13 protein-coding genes are annotated in these 18,309 nt (G+C 55.1%); 9 read left to right on the plus strand and 4 right to left on the minus strand.

Translation table 11 applies throughout. The features are described from left to right. Positions 1–324 precede the first annotated feature (324 nt). From AC2TDJ_RS13680 to AC2TDJ_RS13690, 3 genes are all read right to left on the minus strand, one after another. Positions 325–1,008: an IS6 family transposase gene (locus tag AC2TDJ_RS13680; RefSeq protein WP_480843039.1), complete on the minus strand. Its 684-nt coding sequence runs from the start codon at positions 1,006–1,008 to the stop codon at positions 325–327. A 410-nt stretch (positions 1,009–1,418) separates the two neighbouring features. After that, positions 1,419–3,239: a mechanosensitive ion channel family protein gene (locus AC2TDJ_RS13685; RefSeq protein ID WP_480842990.1), complete on the minus strand. Its 1,821-nt coding sequence runs from the start codon at positions 3,237–3,239 to the stop codon at positions 1,419–1,421. Positions 3,240–3,252: 13 nt separating this feature from the next. Next, entirely contained in the window at positions 3,253–3,651 is a 399-nt protein-coding gene (locus AC2TDJ_RS13690; RefSeq protein WP_480842991.1) for a hypothetical protein, read from the minus strand. Positions 3,652–4,123: 472 nt separating this feature from the next. On the opposite strand from AC2TDJ_RS13690, the gene AC2TDJ_RS13695 reads away from it, so the two are divergent. The 6 genes from AC2TDJ_RS13695 (at position 4,124) to AC2TDJ_RS13720 (ending at position 13,226) form a co-directional block, all read left to right on the plus strand. Continuing rightward, the gene (locus tag AC2TDJ_RS13695) at positions 4,124–5,821 is read left to right on the plus strand and encodes an amidohydrolase (RefSeq protein WP_480842992.1); all 1,698 of its coding nucleotides are present in this window, start codon (positions 4,124–4,126) and stop codon (positions 5,819–5,821) included. Next, positions 5,811–6,398: a hypothetical protein gene (locus tag AC2TDJ_RS13700; protein ID WP_480842993.1), complete on the plus strand. Its 588-nt coding sequence runs from the start codon at positions 5,811–5,813 to the stop codon at positions 6,396–6,398. The genes AC2TDJ_RS13695 and AC2TDJ_RS13700 overlap by 11 nt, the downstream gene beginning before the upstream one ends. A gap of 244 nt (positions 6,399–6,642) precedes the next feature. Then, positions 6,643–6,831: a hypothetical protein gene (locus tag AC2TDJ_RS13705; protein WP_480842994.1), complete on the plus strand. Its 189-nt coding sequence runs from the start codon at positions 6,643–6,645 to the stop codon at positions 6,829–6,831. Between the two features lie 580 nt (positions 6,832–7,411). Beyond that, entirely contained in the window at positions 7,412–8,044 is a 633-nt protein-coding gene (locus tag AC2TDJ_RS13710; RefSeq protein ID WP_480842995.1) for a tyrosine-type recombinase/integrase, read from the plus strand. A gap of 198 nt (positions 8,045–8,242) precedes the next feature. Next, a complete protein-coding gene (locus AC2TDJ_RS13715; protein ID WP_480842996.1) occupies positions 8,243–10,768 on the plus strand; it encodes a cation:proton antiporter in 2,526 nt (841 codons plus the stop codon). A 559-nt stretch (positions 10,769–11,327) separates the two neighbouring features. Next, the gene (locus AC2TDJ_RS13720) at positions 11,328–13,226 is read left to right on the plus strand and encodes an adenylate/guanylate cyclase domain-containing protein (protein WP_480842997.1); all 1,899 of its coding nucleotides are present in this window, start codon (positions 11,328–11,330) and stop codon (positions 13,224–13,226) included. A gap of 329 nt (positions 13,227–13,555) precedes the next feature. On the opposite strand, the gene AC2TDJ_RS13725 is transcribed toward AC2TDJ_RS13720, so the two are convergent. Continuing rightward, a complete protein-coding gene (locus tag AC2TDJ_RS13725; protein WP_480842998.1) occupies positions 13,556–14,110 on the minus strand; it encodes a cupin domain-containing protein in 555 nt (184 codons plus the stop codon). Between the two features lie 155 nt (positions 14,111–14,265). Between AC2TDJ_RS13725 and aptA the strand changes: the two genes are divergently transcribed. The 3 genes from aptA to ald are packed head-to-tail and all read left to right on the plus strand — an operon-like array spanning position 14,266 to position 18,269. Further along, entirely contained in the window at positions 14,266–15,588 is a 1,323-nt protein-coding gene (aptA, locus tag AC2TDJ_RS13730; RefSeq protein ID WP_480842999.1) for an omega-aminotransferase AptA, read from the plus strand. A gap of 34 nt (positions 15,589–15,622) precedes the next feature. Then, positions 15,623–17,134: a CoA-acylating methylmalonate-semialdehyde dehydrogenase gene (locus AC2TDJ_RS13735; protein WP_480843000.1), complete on the plus strand. Its 1,512-nt coding sequence runs from the start codon at positions 15,623–15,625 to the stop codon at positions 17,132–17,134. Positions 17,135–17,159: 25 nt separating this feature from the next. Then, the gene (gene ald / locus AC2TDJ_RS13740; protein WP_480843001.1) at positions 17,160–18,269 is read left to right on the plus strand and encodes an alanine dehydrogenase; all 1,110 of its coding nucleotides are present in this window, start codon (positions 17,160–17,162) and stop codon (positions 18,267–18,269) included. Positions 18,270–18,309: the final 40 nt, after the last annotated feature.

Here is an 18,309-nt window from a genome sequence, read left to right on the forward strand (position 1 = left end):
CCGAATTGAATGTGCCTCGGATGTTTGGATACCCCAGTAGCACAATAATCAGAACCGGGTCAGAGTTGATGCAACAACCAGCTGTTTCCCAGGGTTCCGGCTGGGTGACCCACACCAGTAGGCTTGTCAGTTCAGAGCGCAGATCTAAGACTCGAACCAACCATGCCGAAAGTCAGTTGGCTTCCCCCCTCACACTGCTGCGGCCCAGAAGCGGTATCTGCCCTGTCCGGTGATTTCGCGGACCAGGCCGCGTTGGGTGAACAGGTTGAGGTGGTTCTGTCGCAATTTTCATTGAAGGCTGGGGAGATGGCGCAGGTGGGTTGATTATCCTGCCAGTTGAACAAATTGTTGAAACGGACGGACTCCGGGCGTGAATTGACCTTTGCGGATCATGTTAACCAGTTCGATACCGGCTAGGGCAGATGCAGCTGAATCGAAAGACTTGAAACCCAGCATTGGCCTGATCCGACGCTTGATGAAGCGATGGTCTTGTTCAATGATGTTGTTGAGGTATTTCCGTCTGACCATCTCAATCGGTACCGGACAACCTAAGCCTTTCAGCATCTTGTTTATTGCTTTGATGCCAGCTGTGTTCGCACCGCTTTTGTCGATGACAATTTTCCGTGGCAATCCGTTCGCCTCAAGCGCACGAGCGAAGAACTTAGTCGCAGTCGCTTTGTTCCGGCGCTTGGATAGCATGAAATCAAGGGTCTTTCCGTGTTTGTCGATGGCGCGATAGAGATAAACCCACTCACCCTTCACCTTCACATAGGTCTCATCCATGCGCCATGAACGGTCGGCAGGGCGCTTTTTGTACCGTGAAGCATCAGCTACAAGACCGGCATATCGACTCACCCAACGGTTCAGCGTCGCGTGATCCAGTTCAACGCCACGTTCAGCCATGATTTCTTCCAGATCCCGGTAAGACACGCCGTATCGGAGATAGAAGAAAACAGCATACAAGATCACTTCTTTCGGAAAGTGTGCACCCTTGAATGAGATTGTCACGGTCTGCTCCTGTAATTTGGAGCATGCGCTACCAAAACTAAGCTTGACCTGACAGGTGGGAACAAAGTTTGCGACAGAACCCCGGACATTCGCCGCGAGACTGCGATCACGGGGTTCAGGCGAACTTACAGTCAGCGGACAAAGCCGTTGTTCAGAGTTTTGCTCTACCGGACTGCCGTAGCGCCGCAAGTCGGTTTCAGGCCCATAGGCACTAAAGTGTTGCGCGCTGTACCCGTCGATTGGGAAGGAGTCTGCCTTTTGCTGCAGAAGTGTTGTGGCCAAGATAGTTTCGGTAAGTTGAATGAGCGGTTTGACGTCCAAAGCCCATGGTCCTTGAAAAGGCTATCCAAGAACCTTTTTGCAGCTTGGAAACAATGCGATCTCGGTGAGGACATTAGACATGTTTGAGATTAGCTCGCGGTGGTAGAAGTAATCCCTGCCGCTGCCGTCGGTGCTCTGAGGCCATCGTCACTCTGCTCTTCATCTTCGTCTCGGTCTAGAATGGCAACGCGCACTTCGCGTCTTGCAAAATCGATACCTTCCCTTTCGAATGCCGTTTTGACCCGGTTGTATATTTCAGCGCGAATGGCGTGTTGCTCGCCGGGCTTGGACATGAACTTGCCACGGACGACCATACCGACATCATCGATTTCAAAGACACCCTGGCTCTTGAAGGGTTCTATGAATTTTCCGCTGTAATTTGGATCTTCCATCATTTCAGAACCGATCTGTTTGAAAATCCGTTTGATTGCTTTTGGGTCCACCTCATAAGGCACCGTGAACTGCAAGCGTACGACGACCCAATCACGGCTGAAATTGGTTAGCTGTTTGATCTCTCCGTAGGGGATCGTGTGCACGGCGCCGAGATGGTGGCGTAGCTGCATGGACCGGATCGAGATTTTCTCAACGGTTCCTTTGGCTTTGCCGACCTCAACATATTCTCCTTCGCGGAAAGCGTCGTCGACAAGGAAAAAGACCCCTGACAAGACATCGCGCACCAGCGCCTGCGCTCCAAGCCCAATGGCAATACCTCCTACGCCCAATCCGGTAACAACTGAGTAGGCTGGAAAGCCAAATTGTTGCGCAGCTGCAATGACCAGGATAAACAAATACAGTCCTACGAGAATCCAACTGGCGACGCGCAGCAAAAGCGCACCTGCTGAGTTCGGTTCCAACCCTTTCCACTGGCTAAACACATCCACCAGAACGTTGATCGCGACAATGCCAATCCATCCAATCAGGATGTAGCGCAAAACTGCAAGCGCGTAGACGACCGTGATTTGCATGTCCCCGGTTAGATTGACGAGGTCGTTTACAAACCAACTGACTGCAATGGAAAACGCGAGCAGCACGGCAACTGCTAGGAAAAGCGAACGGCGTTTTCGGTGTTCTTCGGCTTTGTCCGCAACCGCAGTTGCGCGCGCCAGGCGGAGGGCCGGAATGAAGGCCAGCGCCAGAACGAGGATCGCAAACGCGAGCGCCAACCATTGCCAGTACGTTTGCTCAAACGCGATGCGCTTGCTCCAATCGGGCAGGCCTTCGCTCCACCTCAGCGCGATACCAGAACCCGGGGTGGTGAGATAGGCGGTGTATAAGCCGGGCGTTGCCTCGTTAATGTACGGCAAATCGCGGACTGCTTCGTAGTAGTCCCGTATGTTCAAGGCAGTTTGTGCCGAAAATAGGTATTCGCCGGCGCGGGGGCCATTTTCGACATAAACGATGGTGATCGGCGTATTTGGGATACGCCACTTCCCCGGTGGATCGAGTTCTTGCGCCGGTACGTCTTCCATATTCGGTAATCCGACCCGATCTATGACTTCGTCCAGCAAAAGCGCGACTTCGACCGCTTGACTTCGGCGAATCTCGGGCGGAAAGGATGACATATCGATGGTCGCTGCGGCGCGCCAAAGCGGCAAGACAGTATCTGCACCGCGCGCATCCGGCGCGGTGGCGATCGCATAAACCTCGTCCATGGCATCAACGAACGATTGGAGCGTAGCTTGTGGGTTTCCTGTTTTTGGTGGGCGCAGGGGGTGTTCGAGTACCTGAGCGATGGACGGTACCGCGCTGGCAATCAACAAACATACTATTAGGAAGTGACCCAAGTTTTTCATCTGTATGATCATATTGCTCCAATAGCGGACTAGCAATTCTGAGAGCAGCGGTGCAAATCTGTCAAAACCAATCTTAGTTTCGATTTTGGATAGACCGATGTCAAAACGGCTTCCCAACCAACCCACAACATCACCATGTGCAGAGCAGATTTCCCGCTAGGCTTACGTCGTCAAGCTGAATAAACGCGTTACTAGACTGACCCGCCCGCATGATCGCGATATGAACGCCCGGTGCCGATCCTGACCAAGATGGTTGAGCCCTGAGTTTGGTGCTTGGCTTGAACTCGGGCTCAAATTCATAGGCTTCTACACTCGCGTCTGATTGTTCGACATACAGATTGCCGCTTTTGCTTTCGCTATCGGCAATGCTTGCTGCCATCGACACACGAACGAAGCTCCGCCTCGGCTCGTCCTCGACGAGTTCAACGCGTAGCATATCCCCGGAGCAAAGGACGAAGAGCATCTCTTCGCCAGCAAGGGAGATACTGGCACCAATCGACAAGACAGTCGCGATTATAAGTGATCTCATCTGTAACTCCTGTCTGAGCCCTGTCTTAGGTCGGCCACATTGGTTGCCCCAAATTTCGTGGTTGTCGCAACCAGGCTTTGTTGTCTCGGTCGCCGTGCAACTGCAGTGGTGGGTGTCACATGGCAGATCACCTCAGGTCTATGATTAACTGTATTCCGCTGCAGAATGAAAAAATACGCCACTCTGCTGATATTTCAGGCTGCCAGTGTAGATAAAATCCCCAACACTGAATGCAGTCCCTGCCAGAGAAAACGATGGCGATGATTCAGCTTTGACGCGGAAAAGGGCCACAGCCGTTTTTCGCATTTCTTTTTGCCCGTATATCGAAAGCGTGTACCCTTAACGCATTGTGGCCCGCTGCAAGGATTTTTGCACTTCAATGTGGCCGAGTTAACCAACGGCCGCGCCGTCTACTCGGCCATAGCGATCCAATGGTCACTGGCGATCAGGTGCCATAGTTGAGGAAGAATTGATGAAACGCCGCGACTTCTTGCAATCGACCCTTGCCGCTTCGCTCTCGCTATCTACCCCCGCGATTGTGCGGGCGCAGGCGCAGCGCACGGTAATTTTCCGCGGTGGTACCGTCTTGCCTGTAGACGCAGCTTTTTCGCAGCACAGCGCGCTGGCCGTTCGTGGCAACCGGATTTTGGGTGTTGGTTCCGACGAAGATATGGCTGCGCTGGCAGGAAGTGGCGCAGAAATGGTCGATTTGGATGGCCGCACGGTGCTGCCGGGCTTTATCGAACCCCATATGCACCTGACACTGCTTGCCGCATTGTCGGACGCGGTCGACATCGGACCGTTTGTTTTTGAAACGTTTGAGGAGTCCGTCAACGGCTTGCGGCAGGCGGCGGCAAATCTTCCCGGTCCGGGCGCGTGGCTTGTTGGGAGACAATTTGATCCCAGCCTTCTTGAACCCAGTCGCGATCTGACAACACAGGAGCTGGACGAGATTGCACCGGACAGACCAGCCTTTGTTCTGAACGCGTCAGGACATATTGCCTACGTGAATTCTGTCGCCTTGGGTCTTGTCGGTTATACAAATGCCTCGGAAGCGCCAACTGGAACGGAGTTTGGTCGGTACGAAGACGGATCGCTAAATGGTGTTCTGCTGGGACAAGCTGCCTTCCTGCCGATCCTGTTCATGAATGAAGAGGTGACGGAAATCCTCGGATCGGGTTTCGGGCCCGCTGTGTCACGCGTCAGCGATATGTCTGTTCCGCACGGCATTTCCACGCTGACGGATATGGCAGCAGGTGTCGTGACCGGTCTAACCGAACTGGAAGCCATTCGCGATCAGTATACGGATGGATCGATGAAAGCGCGCGTTCGGTCTTTCATTTATGATCTTGGCGCAATCAAACTTGGCGACATCGAACCCAATTGGGGCAACGATTTTGTCCGAGTGCCCGGTTGGAAGATCGTTGCAGATGGCTCTAACCAAGGCCTGACGGGCCGCCAGCGCGCCCCTTACTTCTCTGATCTCTCGGTAGGGCTGAACTATGTGGAACCCGAGGATTTGATCCTGCGTGTCAATGAAGTCGCACAAGCCGGATGGCAGCTTGCCATTCACGGTAACGGAGATGCAGCAATCGACTCGATATTGAATGCGGTCGAGTTCGCAACCCGCAGCGGATTGGATATGTCAGACAGGCGAACGCGCATCGAGCATGCGTCAATCCTCCATGACGATCAGATTGCGCGCATGGTTGAGTTAGGCGTGCATCCCAGTTTCCTGATCAACCATGTGCATTACTGGGGCCATGCGATGCGCGATAATGTGTTCGGCCCCCGCAAGGTCGAACTCCTGGATCGGTGTGCAGCAGCTGAAGTCGCGGGGTTGATCTATTCGATCCATAGCGACGCGCCAGTTTCCCCGTTTGGAACCCTTCACAAGATTCGTGTCGCCGTTGCACGTGACCTTTGGAAGGAACCCCAGACAATCCTCGCTCCGCAGGAGCGTGTATCCGTGGAATCCGCAATCCGCTCTGTCACGATAAACGCTGCGTGGCAGTGTCAGTCAGAGGATGTGATCGGCAGTCTCGAAGAAGGCAAGCTTGCGGATATGGTGATCCTCGAAGAAGATCCCCGCGCCGTAGATGCGACTGCCATTTCCGACATCAAAGTGAGCGAGACATGGATGGATGGGAACAGGGTGTATGAAGGATAAACTGATAGGTTCCGTCGTTGGATTATGTGTGTTGCTTGCAAGCAGCAGCGCCGTGCACGCCTGCGCCAGCGAGTTTATGTTCGCGTTTTTTCTGCACAAGAACCCTGCAGCAAAGGCAGCAAACACGGCCATACTGGACGCCGATGAAAACGGTATCCTTCTGGACCAACAATGGAGTAAAGCCGAGGGCCTTTCACTGCACGCGTGGCGCGCGCACAAAACTGGCCTCACGATCAATGCGCTGCAAGATCGGCTGAATACCGTATCGCTACCATCCGCGGGCGTCAGTAGCGCGCATGTCTTCCTGATGAGAGAGTTCGCTTGGCTGGATATTGTCCAAGGTACCAATGGTTTGACAATATCACGAACCCCGCCTCGAACCGCCGCAAAAATGTCCGCCGGTAGGTTTGAAGATGCTCCTTTTGTCTACACGACGCGTCGAGTCTTAGACACGATTCTAGCTGGCGAACTATCCCTAGAGGGAGCGATTGAACTGGGCCTTGTCACGTCGAATTGTGGTCGCGACTGCTCTGGTGACCCTTACGCCGCACTCACCTTAGCAATGGCGAAACCTTAAGCGACAAGAAACCCAGCCCTTTGCACTATTTCTCTGCTGATCTACCAAATATGCAAAGATCAACCTCTGTCATCCGAAGTACTGCCGCTTATCGCGACCAGCTGCTCAATTGCGTCCCAATTGCCAAAGTTCGTAACGGAATCTCGGTTGGACCAGACTCAGTGGCGAAAGAAGTCACATGTTTGTTCATTCCGCTGCCTTGCAATGCGGTGACGATCTGTCTCCCCGATAAGGACGGAACGCTATGAAACCTTTGTTTGCGTGCGCTGCGCTCGCCGCTCTTCTGACTCTTGCCGCCTGCGATGAGGAAAATGCCACGATCCTGCGAGGAACGTTTGTGGAAAACGGGGGACCAGGCGAGTTTTTCATGCAGGGCGACGCAAAGAAAGTTCTGAAATGCGTTTATGACGGAGAGGAAAAAATCCAGGCGTAATTGGAACAATGATTGAGTATCCCATTATCGGTGGCGGAGAAATTCGTGGGCGCAGCGGCTAGCGCGCAACGTTCGTGCAAGCAGATTACAACCGCGTCCGGGTGATGATCCGAGGGATGAACGGAACACAAGACCCAGGGTTGAGCCAGCGGATGCGCGGTTGGCTTGACGAGTGCGGCTGGTTTGTATGACCGACGGTCCATAGATTGCCTAAGTTGTCAGACGACGTCTTTGCTCTAGGCTACGTCATCTTACAACGGCGTCGGTCCGCACCAGCGACGAATGATCCGAATTGCGAGCCGCGACGCAGAGAAGTGGAAAAGAGTTTTAACGGATATTCGGGGCCGATAGGAACGGTAAAGTTCTCCGCTCGAATGACCTGCTTGTCCCTTTAGTTTGAATTCAGCGAGTTCCAGATTTCACAAACGCGGTTAGTGTCAGCAATGCGGGATGCAGATGCAGCATCGGTCACAGTGGGCTCACTGCAGACCTCGGAGGCAGCGCAGCAATCCTCTGATATGGTGCCTCGTCAACGTCGGGTTGTCGCTTTGGGAGGGCATGGCGGATCGGAGGATCAGACATGGAAACACCAAACTTACCGGCCATTCGCGCGCTTCGCCCAGCCTGGAACAAAGGACGTATCGTTGGCCAGAAAAGACCGCTGAAGCCAAAGCACGTCTGGGCGATCCGAGTTCGACTTGAACTGGCCGAGAACCATCGTGACCTCGCGCTGTTCAATATGGCAATCGACAGCAAACTTCGCGGCTGTGATCTTGTGAGGATGAAAGTCGTCGACGTGATGGCATCGGGACAAATCAAAGAGCGCGCCTCCGTCCTGCAAAGCAAAACTCAGAAACCAGTCCGCTTCGAGATTTCCGAGGGCACACGTGCTTCAGTCGAAAAGTGGATGGAGGATGATCTCATGGTTGGCTCGGAGTATCTTTGGCCTGGCCGCTTCCATGAGCGCTTGCACATTTCAACACGCCAGTATGCGCGGATCGTCCGTGATTGGGTCACATCCATCGGCCTTGAGGCAAGCGCATACGGAACGCATTCAATGCGGCGTACCAAAGTAACCCAGATCTACAAGAAGACTGGCAACCTGCGCGCCGTGCAGTTGCTTCTTGGACATACCAAGATGGACAGCACAGTTAGATATCTGGGCGTCGAACTTGAAGACGCTCTAGCTATCGCCGAAGCCATTGAAATCTAGTGCAGTTGGGTCGCTTTCACAGGCGGCCCAAACCTGCCGTTCACTCACCGTGCTGGTGTCGCACTGCGGCCCGTCATTCCTGACATTCGCTGCAACTACACATTCTGGACGTGTGTAAGTTCACATTTTGATCCCACAGGGTCGATCCGGTTTGAAGGTTGGATTCCCTTAGTTCGAGTTCTCAGGTAATAGGTATTGATGGATATAGTCGTCATTACGACCATCATCACTTCGTTTTTTGTTGTAATCGGCGTGGCGGAGCCACTGGCTGCTCGGTTGCGCTTGCCTTTCAGCGTTATTCTCGCCGTCCTGGGGGTGGTGATCGGGCTTGGCGCGACCTTTTTTCTCAACACTGACCTGACGGATGCCCTGAACCCTGGGGCGCAAGCGATCATTGATCTGCCGATCCGGTCTAACGTATTCCTTTATGTTTTCCTGCCAACGTTGCTCTTTCAGGCCACACTCGGCATGAACCTTCGCAGGATGCTGGACGACTGGATGCCCATCCTGATGATGGCCGTTGTTGCAGTGATTGTGGCTACACTTTCTATTGGCTACGCGCTCAGTTGGGTAAGTACATTGCCGCTGGCCGCCTGCCTGTTGATCGGTGCTATTGTGTCGACAACTGATCCCTCAGCGGTTGTCAGCATTTTTCGATCCATCTCCGCACCACGCAGGCTGTCACGAATTATCGAGGGCGAAAGCCTTCTCAACGATGCCGCAGCGATTGCTCTTTTTGGGCTATTCATGAGCTTTGTCATGCTCGGAAGACCCGATCCCTTACTAAGTGAAGCCTTGGGGCAATTTCCTCTGTTGATCTTAGGCGGAGTACTCACCGGTTGGCTCATGGCGCGCATGGCGGTTTGGCTGATGGCTTTCGTAGACCGCTGGGAAATGGCGCAGATTTCAGTTTCCGTTGCGCTGCCGTATCTCTCTTATATCGTTGCTGAACAAAGCATCGGTGCTTCGGGTGTCATCGCTGTTGTGGCGGCAGGCCTTACTCTCAATCTGACCGGCCCCGGTCGATTGTCACCGGTCGCTTGGGCAAATCTGCAAGAAGTATGGGACCTTCTGGCGCATTGGGCCGGGGCTCTGATCTTTATTCTTGCAGCATTGCTGATACCGAGATTGTTGGAAGGCGTGCGACCGTCTGACTTTGGCCTGTTGGCTGTGGTGGTTCTTGCTGCAATACTGGCGCGGGCGGCGGTTCTGTTCGGGTTGTTGCCATTGCTCACGACAATCGGTCTTTCGCCAGCAGTGGACCGCCCCTATCGCACCGCGATGCTGTGGGGTGGGCTGCGGGGTGCCGTGACTCTGGCGCTGGCGCTGGCAGTCACCGAAAGCACGCATATTCCGCTCGAGACCAAGCGTCTTGTTGGCATCCTGGCCACAGGCTTTACGCTGTTTACGCTGATTGTTCAGGGCACAACCTTGCGCTCGGTGATCACAAAGCTGGGGCTCGACAAGCTCTCTCCGCTTGATACGGCCCTATCACGCCAGGTGGTCGCGGTCGCCTTGCAATCAGTGCGCGAGGACGTGTCCCGCACCGCAGAAAACTACAACCTGACCCACGATATCGTCAGAACCGAAGCCAAACAGTTCAGCGAACGCCTCGACGAGGCTGTAAAGGCCGCCGAAGACAGCGCTCAGATCCTTGACCGTGACCGGATCACGCTTGGCCTGATTGCACTGGCCGGTGCGGAGCGAGATTCCGTGTTAGCCCGAATGCGAGAGCGCACCATGTCGTCGGTTCTGAGTGAAAAAATTCTGTCCGACGCGGATAGACTCATTGAAGGCGCTCGGACCGGAGGCCGGATCGGCTATCAGCGTGCGTCAAATCGGTCCGTCGTCTACGGCAGGTCTTTTCGGATCGCCGTGTTTCTTCACAACCGGCTTCGAATCTCGTTTCCACTCACGCGTATTACGACGGATCGGTTTGAAAGATTGCTCATGCAACGCCTGATCCTTCGGGATCTCGATGGATTTGTCCGTGGCCGAATACGCCGGATCCACGGTCGCAGGGTTGCGGAATTGCTTGATGACTTGTTGGCGCGCCGATCCGAGGCAGTTGAAGCCGCACTTGACGGATTGCGGCTGCAATATCCGGGCTATGCCGAAAAGCTGGAGCGGCGGTTCATCCGAAGGACGGCACTGCGACTGGAAGAGCGTGAATACGCCGTCATGCGCGAGGACGGCCTGGTAGGCGAAGAACTCTATTCGGTGTTGATGCAAGAAGTGGCGGCACGACGTGCTTTAACTGAAGGGCGTCCGGTACTGGACATCGCCCTCAAAAGACGGGATCTGGTCCGGCAGTTCCCGCTATTCTCTGATCTCGACAAAGCATCACTGAGAAAACTCAGCAGAGCACTGCTTACCCGTTATGCCAATGCCGGTGACACCATCATCTCCAAAGATGAACTCGCCCGGAGTGTGTACTTCATCGCTTCTGGCGCAGTCGAAGTGGAGTTCGGCAGACACACTACGCGGTTAGGTCGTGGCGAAATGTTCGGGCAATTGGCCATGTTGTTGAAACGGCCCCGTCGCGTTAACGTGCGGGCGTTGGCTCCCTCTACACTACTTATGCTCGACGAGTCGCGTTTCCGGCGATTGCTTCGCCAAAGTGAAGCCATGCGGAATTCCGTCAGGATGAGCGCAAAAAACCGCATGATCGACCCTGCGGTACTGGACTTGGATCAGCGTGCAGGGTCTTCTGAACAATGTTAATTGTCTTGAAAGATCATCAATTGGAAAGGAGCCGCGGAAACAACGGTGTTGTCTCATGGGCGCCAGTCGGGTTCTGTTTTGTCGAAGGTCTACTCCTATCAGAGGCTTGTTCACTCGAAAATCCGTCTCTACTCTCAATATCCCGGACAATCGCCCCAGTTTCCTAACTCCAAATTTAATAGCGTCAGCCGCGAAGTGCGACTGTATGAGAAGGATGGGTACGCGATCTGTGACAGATCGGCCCAAACCAGTCATTCATCTTGCCAGGTGGTGCCGCAGTGCAGCTTTCACCGAAGCTGCCATTCGCTGCACGTGCGAGATCTAAGCGTTTCCCAAAGCCGACTGTGCACAACAAAAGGGGCCTTGGAAATCCAGAAGCCAGATGGAGCTTCCTCGTCACGGCTTCTATCGAGGCTAAAAACAATTGCTATGGGAATTTCGGAGTCCAGAAGTTGGTCATGTAGCTACCATATATCACCGAACGATGACTGCATTTTCTCTCCGGCAATGGATTCTTCGAGGCTGATACGCTAGAATCTGTAGCTAGGGAGGGTGGTCGATGGAGCGCCGCCTAGCCGCCATACTCGCAGCCGACGTTGTTGGCTTCAGCCGCCTGACTGAGGCCAACGAGGAAGAAACTGTAACCCGCCTCAAAAAATTGCGCAGCGAAATCATCCATCCGGAGATCGCCGAACATCGCGGTCGCGTTGTTAAGCTCATGGGCGACGGCGCGCTCGTCGAATTTGCAAGCGTCGTCGAGGCCATCAGTTGCGCCGTGACTGTCCAGCACAATGTAGCCGGCTACAATGCCGAACTCTCCGAGGACGACCGCATCGAATTTCGCATAGGGATCAATCTAGGCGACGTAGTCGTCGAAGACGACGACATCTACGGCGACGGCGTCAATATTGCCGCGCGCCTCGAGGCCATGGCTGATCCAGGCGGCATCTGCATATCGGGAACGGCGTTCGACCAAGTCAAAACGAAATTTGGGGCCGGTTTCGAGTCGCTTGGCGCGCTAAAAGTCAAGAACATTGCAGAGCCAGTTCGCGCATACCGTGTGCTCTTGGGGCCGGAGGATGCAGGAAAGGTTATCGGCGTGGCAAGGCCGACGCTGGCGCGCTGGCTCCCGGCGGCATTCGCTGTCGCCATCCTGGCACTTTTGGGAGGGGTGTTCGGTATTGCGTGGCAAAAACCGTGGGCGTCCAATCAAGAACAGGTGCCAGTTGCTAGTTCAGCGCTGGCCCTGCCTGATAAACCCTCAATTGCGGTGCTACCCTTCGCAAATATGAGTGGTGACGTGGAGCAGGAGTACTTTGCGGACGGGATGACCGAGGACATCATCTCGGATCTTTCCGACTTCGGGTATTTTTTCGTCATCAGCCGAAACTCGAGCTTTGCGTACAAAGACGTGTCTGTGGATATTGAGGATGTCGCACGCGAACTTGGGGTTCAGTACATTCTGGAGGGCAGCGTCCGAAGATCCGGTGAAAGCCTCCGGATCACGGCCCGGCTTGTCGATGCGCTCGAAGACAAACATATTTGGGCAGAGCGATATAACCGGGAGCTAAAGGACATCTTTCAAGTTCAGGACGAGATCACCCAGCGTATCGTCACATCGGTTGCCCCCGAATTTCTTTCCGCAGAACTTAAGCGCGCTCATCGAATGGAAACGCGCAATCTCGATGCCTGGGACGCCTTCATGCGCGGCTATTGGCACCTACTGCGCTTTACCAAAGACGACAATGCCAAAGCCCAACGTTTTCTGAGTCAAGCCATCGACTTAGAACCGAACCAAGCGAACTCCCATAGCACGTTGGCTGTGACGTATCTGATGGACGGCTTTTTTGGCTGGAGCGAGTCGCGGGAAGACTCGTTTCAGGAGGCCCTCCTGAGCGCCGAACGTGGCCTCGCGTTGGATAGCCAGGATTCCCAAGCGCTCAGGTCGATTGGGCTCGTCCACTTCTTTTCAAACAACCACGATGCCGCGCTCCGCTACTACGAACGAGCCGTCGCCGCCAACCCGAAAGAAGCTGAAAACCTTGCTCTGTTGGGGGCCGCTCTCGGGGTTGCGGGCAAATATGATGCGGCGCTCGAACAGTATGAAGCCGCATTTCGTCTAAGCCCACGCGACGTTCATATCGCGACCTGGTATGGCTACTTGTCAATTGCCGCTTTTGTGGCTGGCTTGGATGAGGAAGCTGTCGGGTGGGCGAGAAAAGCCGTTGAGGCAAACCCTCAGTTTCCGGGCGGGTATCGTACGCTGGCCGCGAGTGCAGGAAATTTGGGACAGTTTGCAGAAGCAGAAGCCGCACTCGGAAAGCTTCTGGAATTGCTGCCTCATTTAACAATCGCTCAACTTCGAGAGAACCTGCCCTATTTTAAGAACACAGGCGATTTGGAGCGCTATCTTGACGGATTGCGGAAAGCCGGGTTGCCTGAAGGGACAACTGAATAGTTACGGGCAGTACAGCGGCTGCAACGGGCTCGTTCCAGAACTTGGAGACAGCGCAGCATCGGCCGAACAACAAGCCACGCTATCCTCATGGACGGCCCAAACCGGTCATTCATCTTGCTGGACGGTGCCGCAGTGCAGCGGCCCCGAACCGGTCATTCGCTGCAAGCGCGAAATCTGAAGAGAGTTCGCCGTCCGGGATCGCGTAAGAAATTCGACAAATGGCCCCTGGTTGTGAATGTCGATTTCATTTCTACATTCTAAGTTGGTCGTCGAGTTTCACCATCCCGCAAAATATTGAAAACGCTCACAAAAGAGCTCTTGTGACTCAGTCAGAACGATGAAGGTGTGCATGCGCTGATCACTTTGCACGGCGTATCACCGGCATTCCGAAACCTGTGTGGCAAAATGCTTGAGAAGTAGTACGCGTCCCCGGGGCTCAGAACCCTGGACTGCCCATCTACTGTGACTTCAAGACGACCCTCTATCACAACCGCGCATTCCTCTCCTTCGTGCGACAGTTCTGATCGGCCCGAGTCAGCACCGACATCGTACTCTTCTATGAGCATCTGAAGTTTTCTGTCACGGCGCTCACCTGCAACAAGTAAATAGGAAACTCCGGGTGATCCAAGATCGCGCATTCTTTCGTGCGGGTAATAAAACGACTCCTCGTTTTGCAATTCAAAACTGAAGAAAAAACCCAAGTTGACGTCTACTGCGGCAAGGATCTTTTTGAGAAGTGCCACGGAAGGTTGAGTTGATCCACTTTCGATTTGAGAAATCGTCCCGCTACCCACTCCCGCGCGTTTGGCCATTTCACGTTGACTGAGGCCTTTGGTCGTCCGAATCAACTTTAGACGACGGGCTGTTTCGAGATCTGATGACAAAACCGTTACTCTAGTGCTTTCTTGCTTTGGATCGAAAGCATTCTAGGGGTCCAACGATTTTTTTCAATAACTTACAGATTAAGACAAAGCCGGGTGTGCGGAAGGTCTGAACTCTGCAAGGATTTGTCATCAAATGCAAATCTGCTTCACGAGGAATGAACGTGCTCGATCAACCCAACACAATGTCATCGTTTTGGATGCCGTTTTCAGCCAATCGTGATTTCCTTCGCGAGCCCCGGATGATCCAGTCGGCCGAGGGGATGTATTACACCAGTTCCGATGGCCGCAAGGTCATGGACGGCACTGCCGGGCTGTGGTGCGTCAATGCAGGTCACCGTGACCCGCTGATCGTTGAAGCGGTGCAGAAACAGGTGCACGAGTTGGATTATGCGCCGAACTTCCAGTTCTCCCACCCTCAGGCGTTCGAACTGTCAGGGAAACTGACCGCAATGATGCCGGACGGGATGAACCATGCCTTCTTTACCAACTCGGGATCCGAGTCCGTTGATACGGCGCTCAAGATTGCCTTGCATTACCACCGGATGCGTGGCGATGGGGCCCGTACACGTCTGATCGGGCGCGAGCGTGGTTATCATGGGACCGGCTTTGGTGGTATTTCGGTTGGCGGTATCGTCAAGAACCGCATGCATTTCGGCACGCTTCTGACCGGCGTTGATCACCTGCGTCACACGCATGATCTGGAGAAAAACGCCTTCTCACGCAGTTGCCCGGAATACGGTGCGGAACTGGCGGATGATCTGGAACGTCTGGTTGCCTTGCATGACGCCTCGACCATTGCGGCCGTGATCGTTGAGCCGATGGCCGGGTCTACCGGTGTTCTCCTTCCGCCCAAAGGGTATCTGAAGCGGCTACGGGAAATCTGCGACCGCCATGGCATTCTGCTGATCTTCGACGAGGTCATCACCGCCTTTGGTCGTTTGGGGACCGCGACTGCATCGGAGTATTTCGATGTGAAGCCCGACATCATCACGACCGCAAAAGGCCTGACCAACGGCGTTATTCCGATGGGTGCGGTCATTGTATCCGACAAGATCTATGCCTCGGCTATGGAAAACGCTGATGCGCCGATCGAGCTGTTCCACGGCTATACCTATTCCGCCAACCCTGTGTCCTGCGCCGCTGCGCTGGCTACGCTAGAGAGTTACAAGCAGAATGATCTATTCCGCCGCGCTGCATTGCTGTCGCAGCCCTGGGAAGATCAACTTCACAGCCTCAAAGGTCTGCCGAACGTCATCGATATCCGCAATCTGGGATTGGTGGGCGCGGTTGAGCTGGCACCACGAGAGGGTGCGCCAGGTGCAAGAGGCTATGATGCGATGAAACGGGCCTGGGACGCCGGAATAATGATCCGTGTCACCGGAGACATCATCGCCTTGTCGCCACCACTGATCATCTCGGAACCCGAAATAACGACACTCTGTCAAACACTTGGAGAGGTATTGGCTGACCTGCCATAACCCCTGACTTCTAACCCCAAAAAGGACTGACATCATGAAAGATGCATCCCCGATCGCTTTGATCGGCCACTACATTAATGGCCAAATCACTGCTCCTTCCGGTGAGAATACTCAGCCTGTTTTCAATCCCGCAACCGGTGCGCAAACCGGCGAAGTGTCACTGGCGACTGTACAGACAGTGAACGACGCGGTGACCGCTGCCAAAGCTGCGTTCCCCAAGTGGTCGAACACGCCTCCGATCCGCCGTGCCCGCCTGATGAACAACTTCCTGGCCCTGGTGCGCGAGCATAAGGACGAGTTGGCCCGTGCCATCACGGTTGAGCACGGCAAGGTGTTCACCGACGCCCAAGGCGAAGTTGAGCGCGGCATTGATATCATCGAGTTTGCCTGCGGCATTCCGCAACTCCTCAAGGGCGATTACACGGAACAAGTCTCCACTGGCATGGACAACTGGACCACGCGTCAGGCGTTGGGTGTTGTCGCCGGGATCACTCCCTTCAACTTCCCGGTCATGGTGCCGATGTGGATGTTCCCGATCGCCATCGCCGCAGGCAATACCTTTATCCTGAAGCCGTCGCCGACCGACCCGTCAGCCTCGCTGCTGTATGCGGATCTGATGCAGAAGGCCGGTTTCCCCGACGGTGTGTTCAACGTCGTTCAGGGTGACAAGGTCGCCGTGGATGCGTTGCTGGAAAATGACGACGTCAAGGCCGTGTCCTTCGTCGGTTCGACACCGATCGCCAACTATATCTACGAAGGCGGTGCGCGGCACGGCAAGCGCGTTCAGGCGCTGGGTGGCGCAAAGAACCACATGCTGGTGATGCCCGATGCCGATATGAACAAGGCAGCCGACGCACTGATCGGCGCGGCCTATGGCTCGGCCGGAGAGCGCTGCATGGCGATCTCGGTTGCCCTGCTGGTTGGCGATGCCGCCGACAAGCTGATGCCGGTCCTGAAAGAACGCGCCGAAACCTTGAAGGTCAAAAACGGTCTTGAGCTGGACGCCGAGATGGGTCCGATTGTCACCGCAGCCGCGCGGGACCGGATCAAAGGGTACATCGACTCTGGCGTCGAAGAAGGTGCGGACCTTCTGGTCGATGGCCGCGACTATACCGTCGAAGGCCACGAGGAAGGCTATTTCCTTGGCGGCACCCTGTTCGACAACGTCACCCCCGACATGAAGATCTACAAGGAAGAGATCTTCGGCCCGGTTCTGTCCTGCGTCCGCGTCTCGAGTTTCGCGGAAGGTCTGCAACTGATCAACGACCACGAGTTCGGCAACGGCGTGTCGCTGTTCACCCGCGACGGCAATGTAGCGCGTGAGTTCGGCAAGCAGGTTCAGGTCGGCATGGTCGGCGTCAATGTTCCGATCCCGGTTCCGATGGCCTGGCACGGCTTTGGCGGCTGGAAGAAGAGCCTGTTCGGAGACATGCACGCCTACGGCGAAGAGGGTGTGCGTTTCTACACCAAGCAGAAATCCATCATGCAGCGCTGGCCCGAGAGCATCTCGGAAGGTGCCGAGTTCGTCATGCCGACGGCAAAATGATCATCCGATCCAAGGAGTGAAGAACATGTTCATCGGTGTTCCCAAGGAAATCAAGAACCATGAATATCGGGTTGGCCTGACCCCCGAAAGCGTCGCGGAACTGGTCTCGCATGGTCACAACGTCATCGTAGAGACCAATGCCGGGACTGGCATTGGCGCAGATGACGACGCCTATCGGGCTGCCGGAGCCGAGATTGCTGCAACTGCAGCCGATATCTTTGCCAATGCAGAGATGATCGTGAAGGTGAAGGAACCTCAGGCCGTGGAACGCGCCATGCTGCGTGAAGGTCAGATCCTTTATACCTATTTGCATCTGGCCCCCGATCCAGAGCAGACCAAAGATCTAGTCAACTCGGGCGCGGTCTGTATCGCCTATGAGACCGTCACCGACGACAATGGCGGTCTGCCCCTGCTGAAACCGATGAGCCAGGTTGCCGGTCGCATGTCGATCCAGGCCGGGGCCAGCGCGTTGGAAAAGGCCAAGGGCGGTCTGGGCGTATTGCTGGGCGGCGTGCCTGGTGTGAAGCCGGGCAAAGTTGTGGTCATCGGCGGTGGCGTTGTTGGTTTCAACGCGGCCCAGATGGCCGTCGGCCTGCACGCGGACGTGACCATTCTGGACCGTAACCCTGCAGTTCTGGAGAAGCTGGAAAACCACTTCGAGGCCTCGGCCAAGGTTGTCTATTCAACCAAAGCTGCACTGGAGGAAGAAGTCACCAATGCAGATCTGGTTGTTGGCGCGGTTCTGATCCCGGGCGCTGCTGCGCCCAAGCTGGTCTCGCGCGAGCTGATCTCGAAAATGAAACCCGGTGCGGTCGTCGTGGACGTGGCGATCGATCAGGGTGGCTGCTTTGAAACGTCCAAAGCCACCACGCACGCAGAGCCCACCTACGTTGTCGACGATGTTGTTCATTACTGCGTCGCCAACATGCCGGGCGCAGTCGCCCGAACGTCGACTTACGCGCTTAACAACGTCACCCTGCCGCACGCTCTGGCCATTGCCAACAACGGCTGGAAGCAGGCGCTTGCAGACAATCGTCACCTGATGAACGGCCTGAACGTGGCCCACGGTAAGGTGACGTACAAGGCTGTGGCCGATGATCTCGGGTACGAGTTCATCGCCCCGGAACTTTGCTGACACCAGCAAATCGACGCCCGCTCCAGCACGCCGCTGGGCG

The sequence above is a fragment of the Ruegeria sp. HKCCD6647-2 genome (genome assembly GCF_057221075.1).

Excerpts from the sequence above, each read along its gene's own strand:
- AC2TDJ_RS13690 (WP_480842991.1), bottom strand. The coding sequence starts at position 3,651 with ATGAGATCACTTATAATCGCGACTGTCTTGTCGATTGGTGCCAGTATC.
- AC2TDJ_RS13695 (WP_480842992.1), top strand. The coding sequence starts at position 4,124 with ATGAAACGCCGCGACTTCTTGCAATCGACCCTTGCCGCTTCGCTCTCG.
- AC2TDJ_RS13700 (WP_480842993.1), top strand. The coding sequence starts at position 5,811 with ATGAAGGATAAACTGATAGGTTCCGTCGTTGGATTATGTGTGTTGCTT.
- AC2TDJ_RS13705 (WP_480842994.1), top strand. The coding sequence starts at position 6,643 with ATGAAACCTTTGTTTGCGTGCGCTGCGCTCGCCGCTCTTCTGACTCTT.
- AC2TDJ_RS13710 (WP_480842995.1), top strand. The coding sequence starts at position 7,412 with ATGGAAACACCAAACTTACCGGCCATTCGCGCGCTTCGCCCAGCCTGG.
- AC2TDJ_RS13715 (WP_480842996.1), top strand. The coding sequence starts at position 8,243 with ATGGATATAGTCGTCATTACGACCATCATCACTTCGTTTTTTGTTGTA.
- AC2TDJ_RS13720 (WP_480842997.1), top strand. The coding sequence starts at position 11,328 with ATGGAGCGCCGCCTAGCCGCCATACTCGCAGCCGACGTTGTTGGCTTC.
- aptA (WP_480842999.1), top strand. The coding sequence starts at position 14,266 with ATGAACGTGCTCGATCAACCCAACACAATGTCATCGTTTTGGATGCCG.
- AC2TDJ_RS13735 (WP_480843000.1), top strand. The coding sequence starts at position 15,623 with ATGAAAGATGCATCCCCGATCGCTTTGATCGGCCACTACATTAATGGC.
- ald (WP_480843001.1), top strand. The coding sequence starts at position 17,160 with ATGTTCATCGGTGTTCCCAAGGAAATCAAGAACCATGAATATCGGGTT.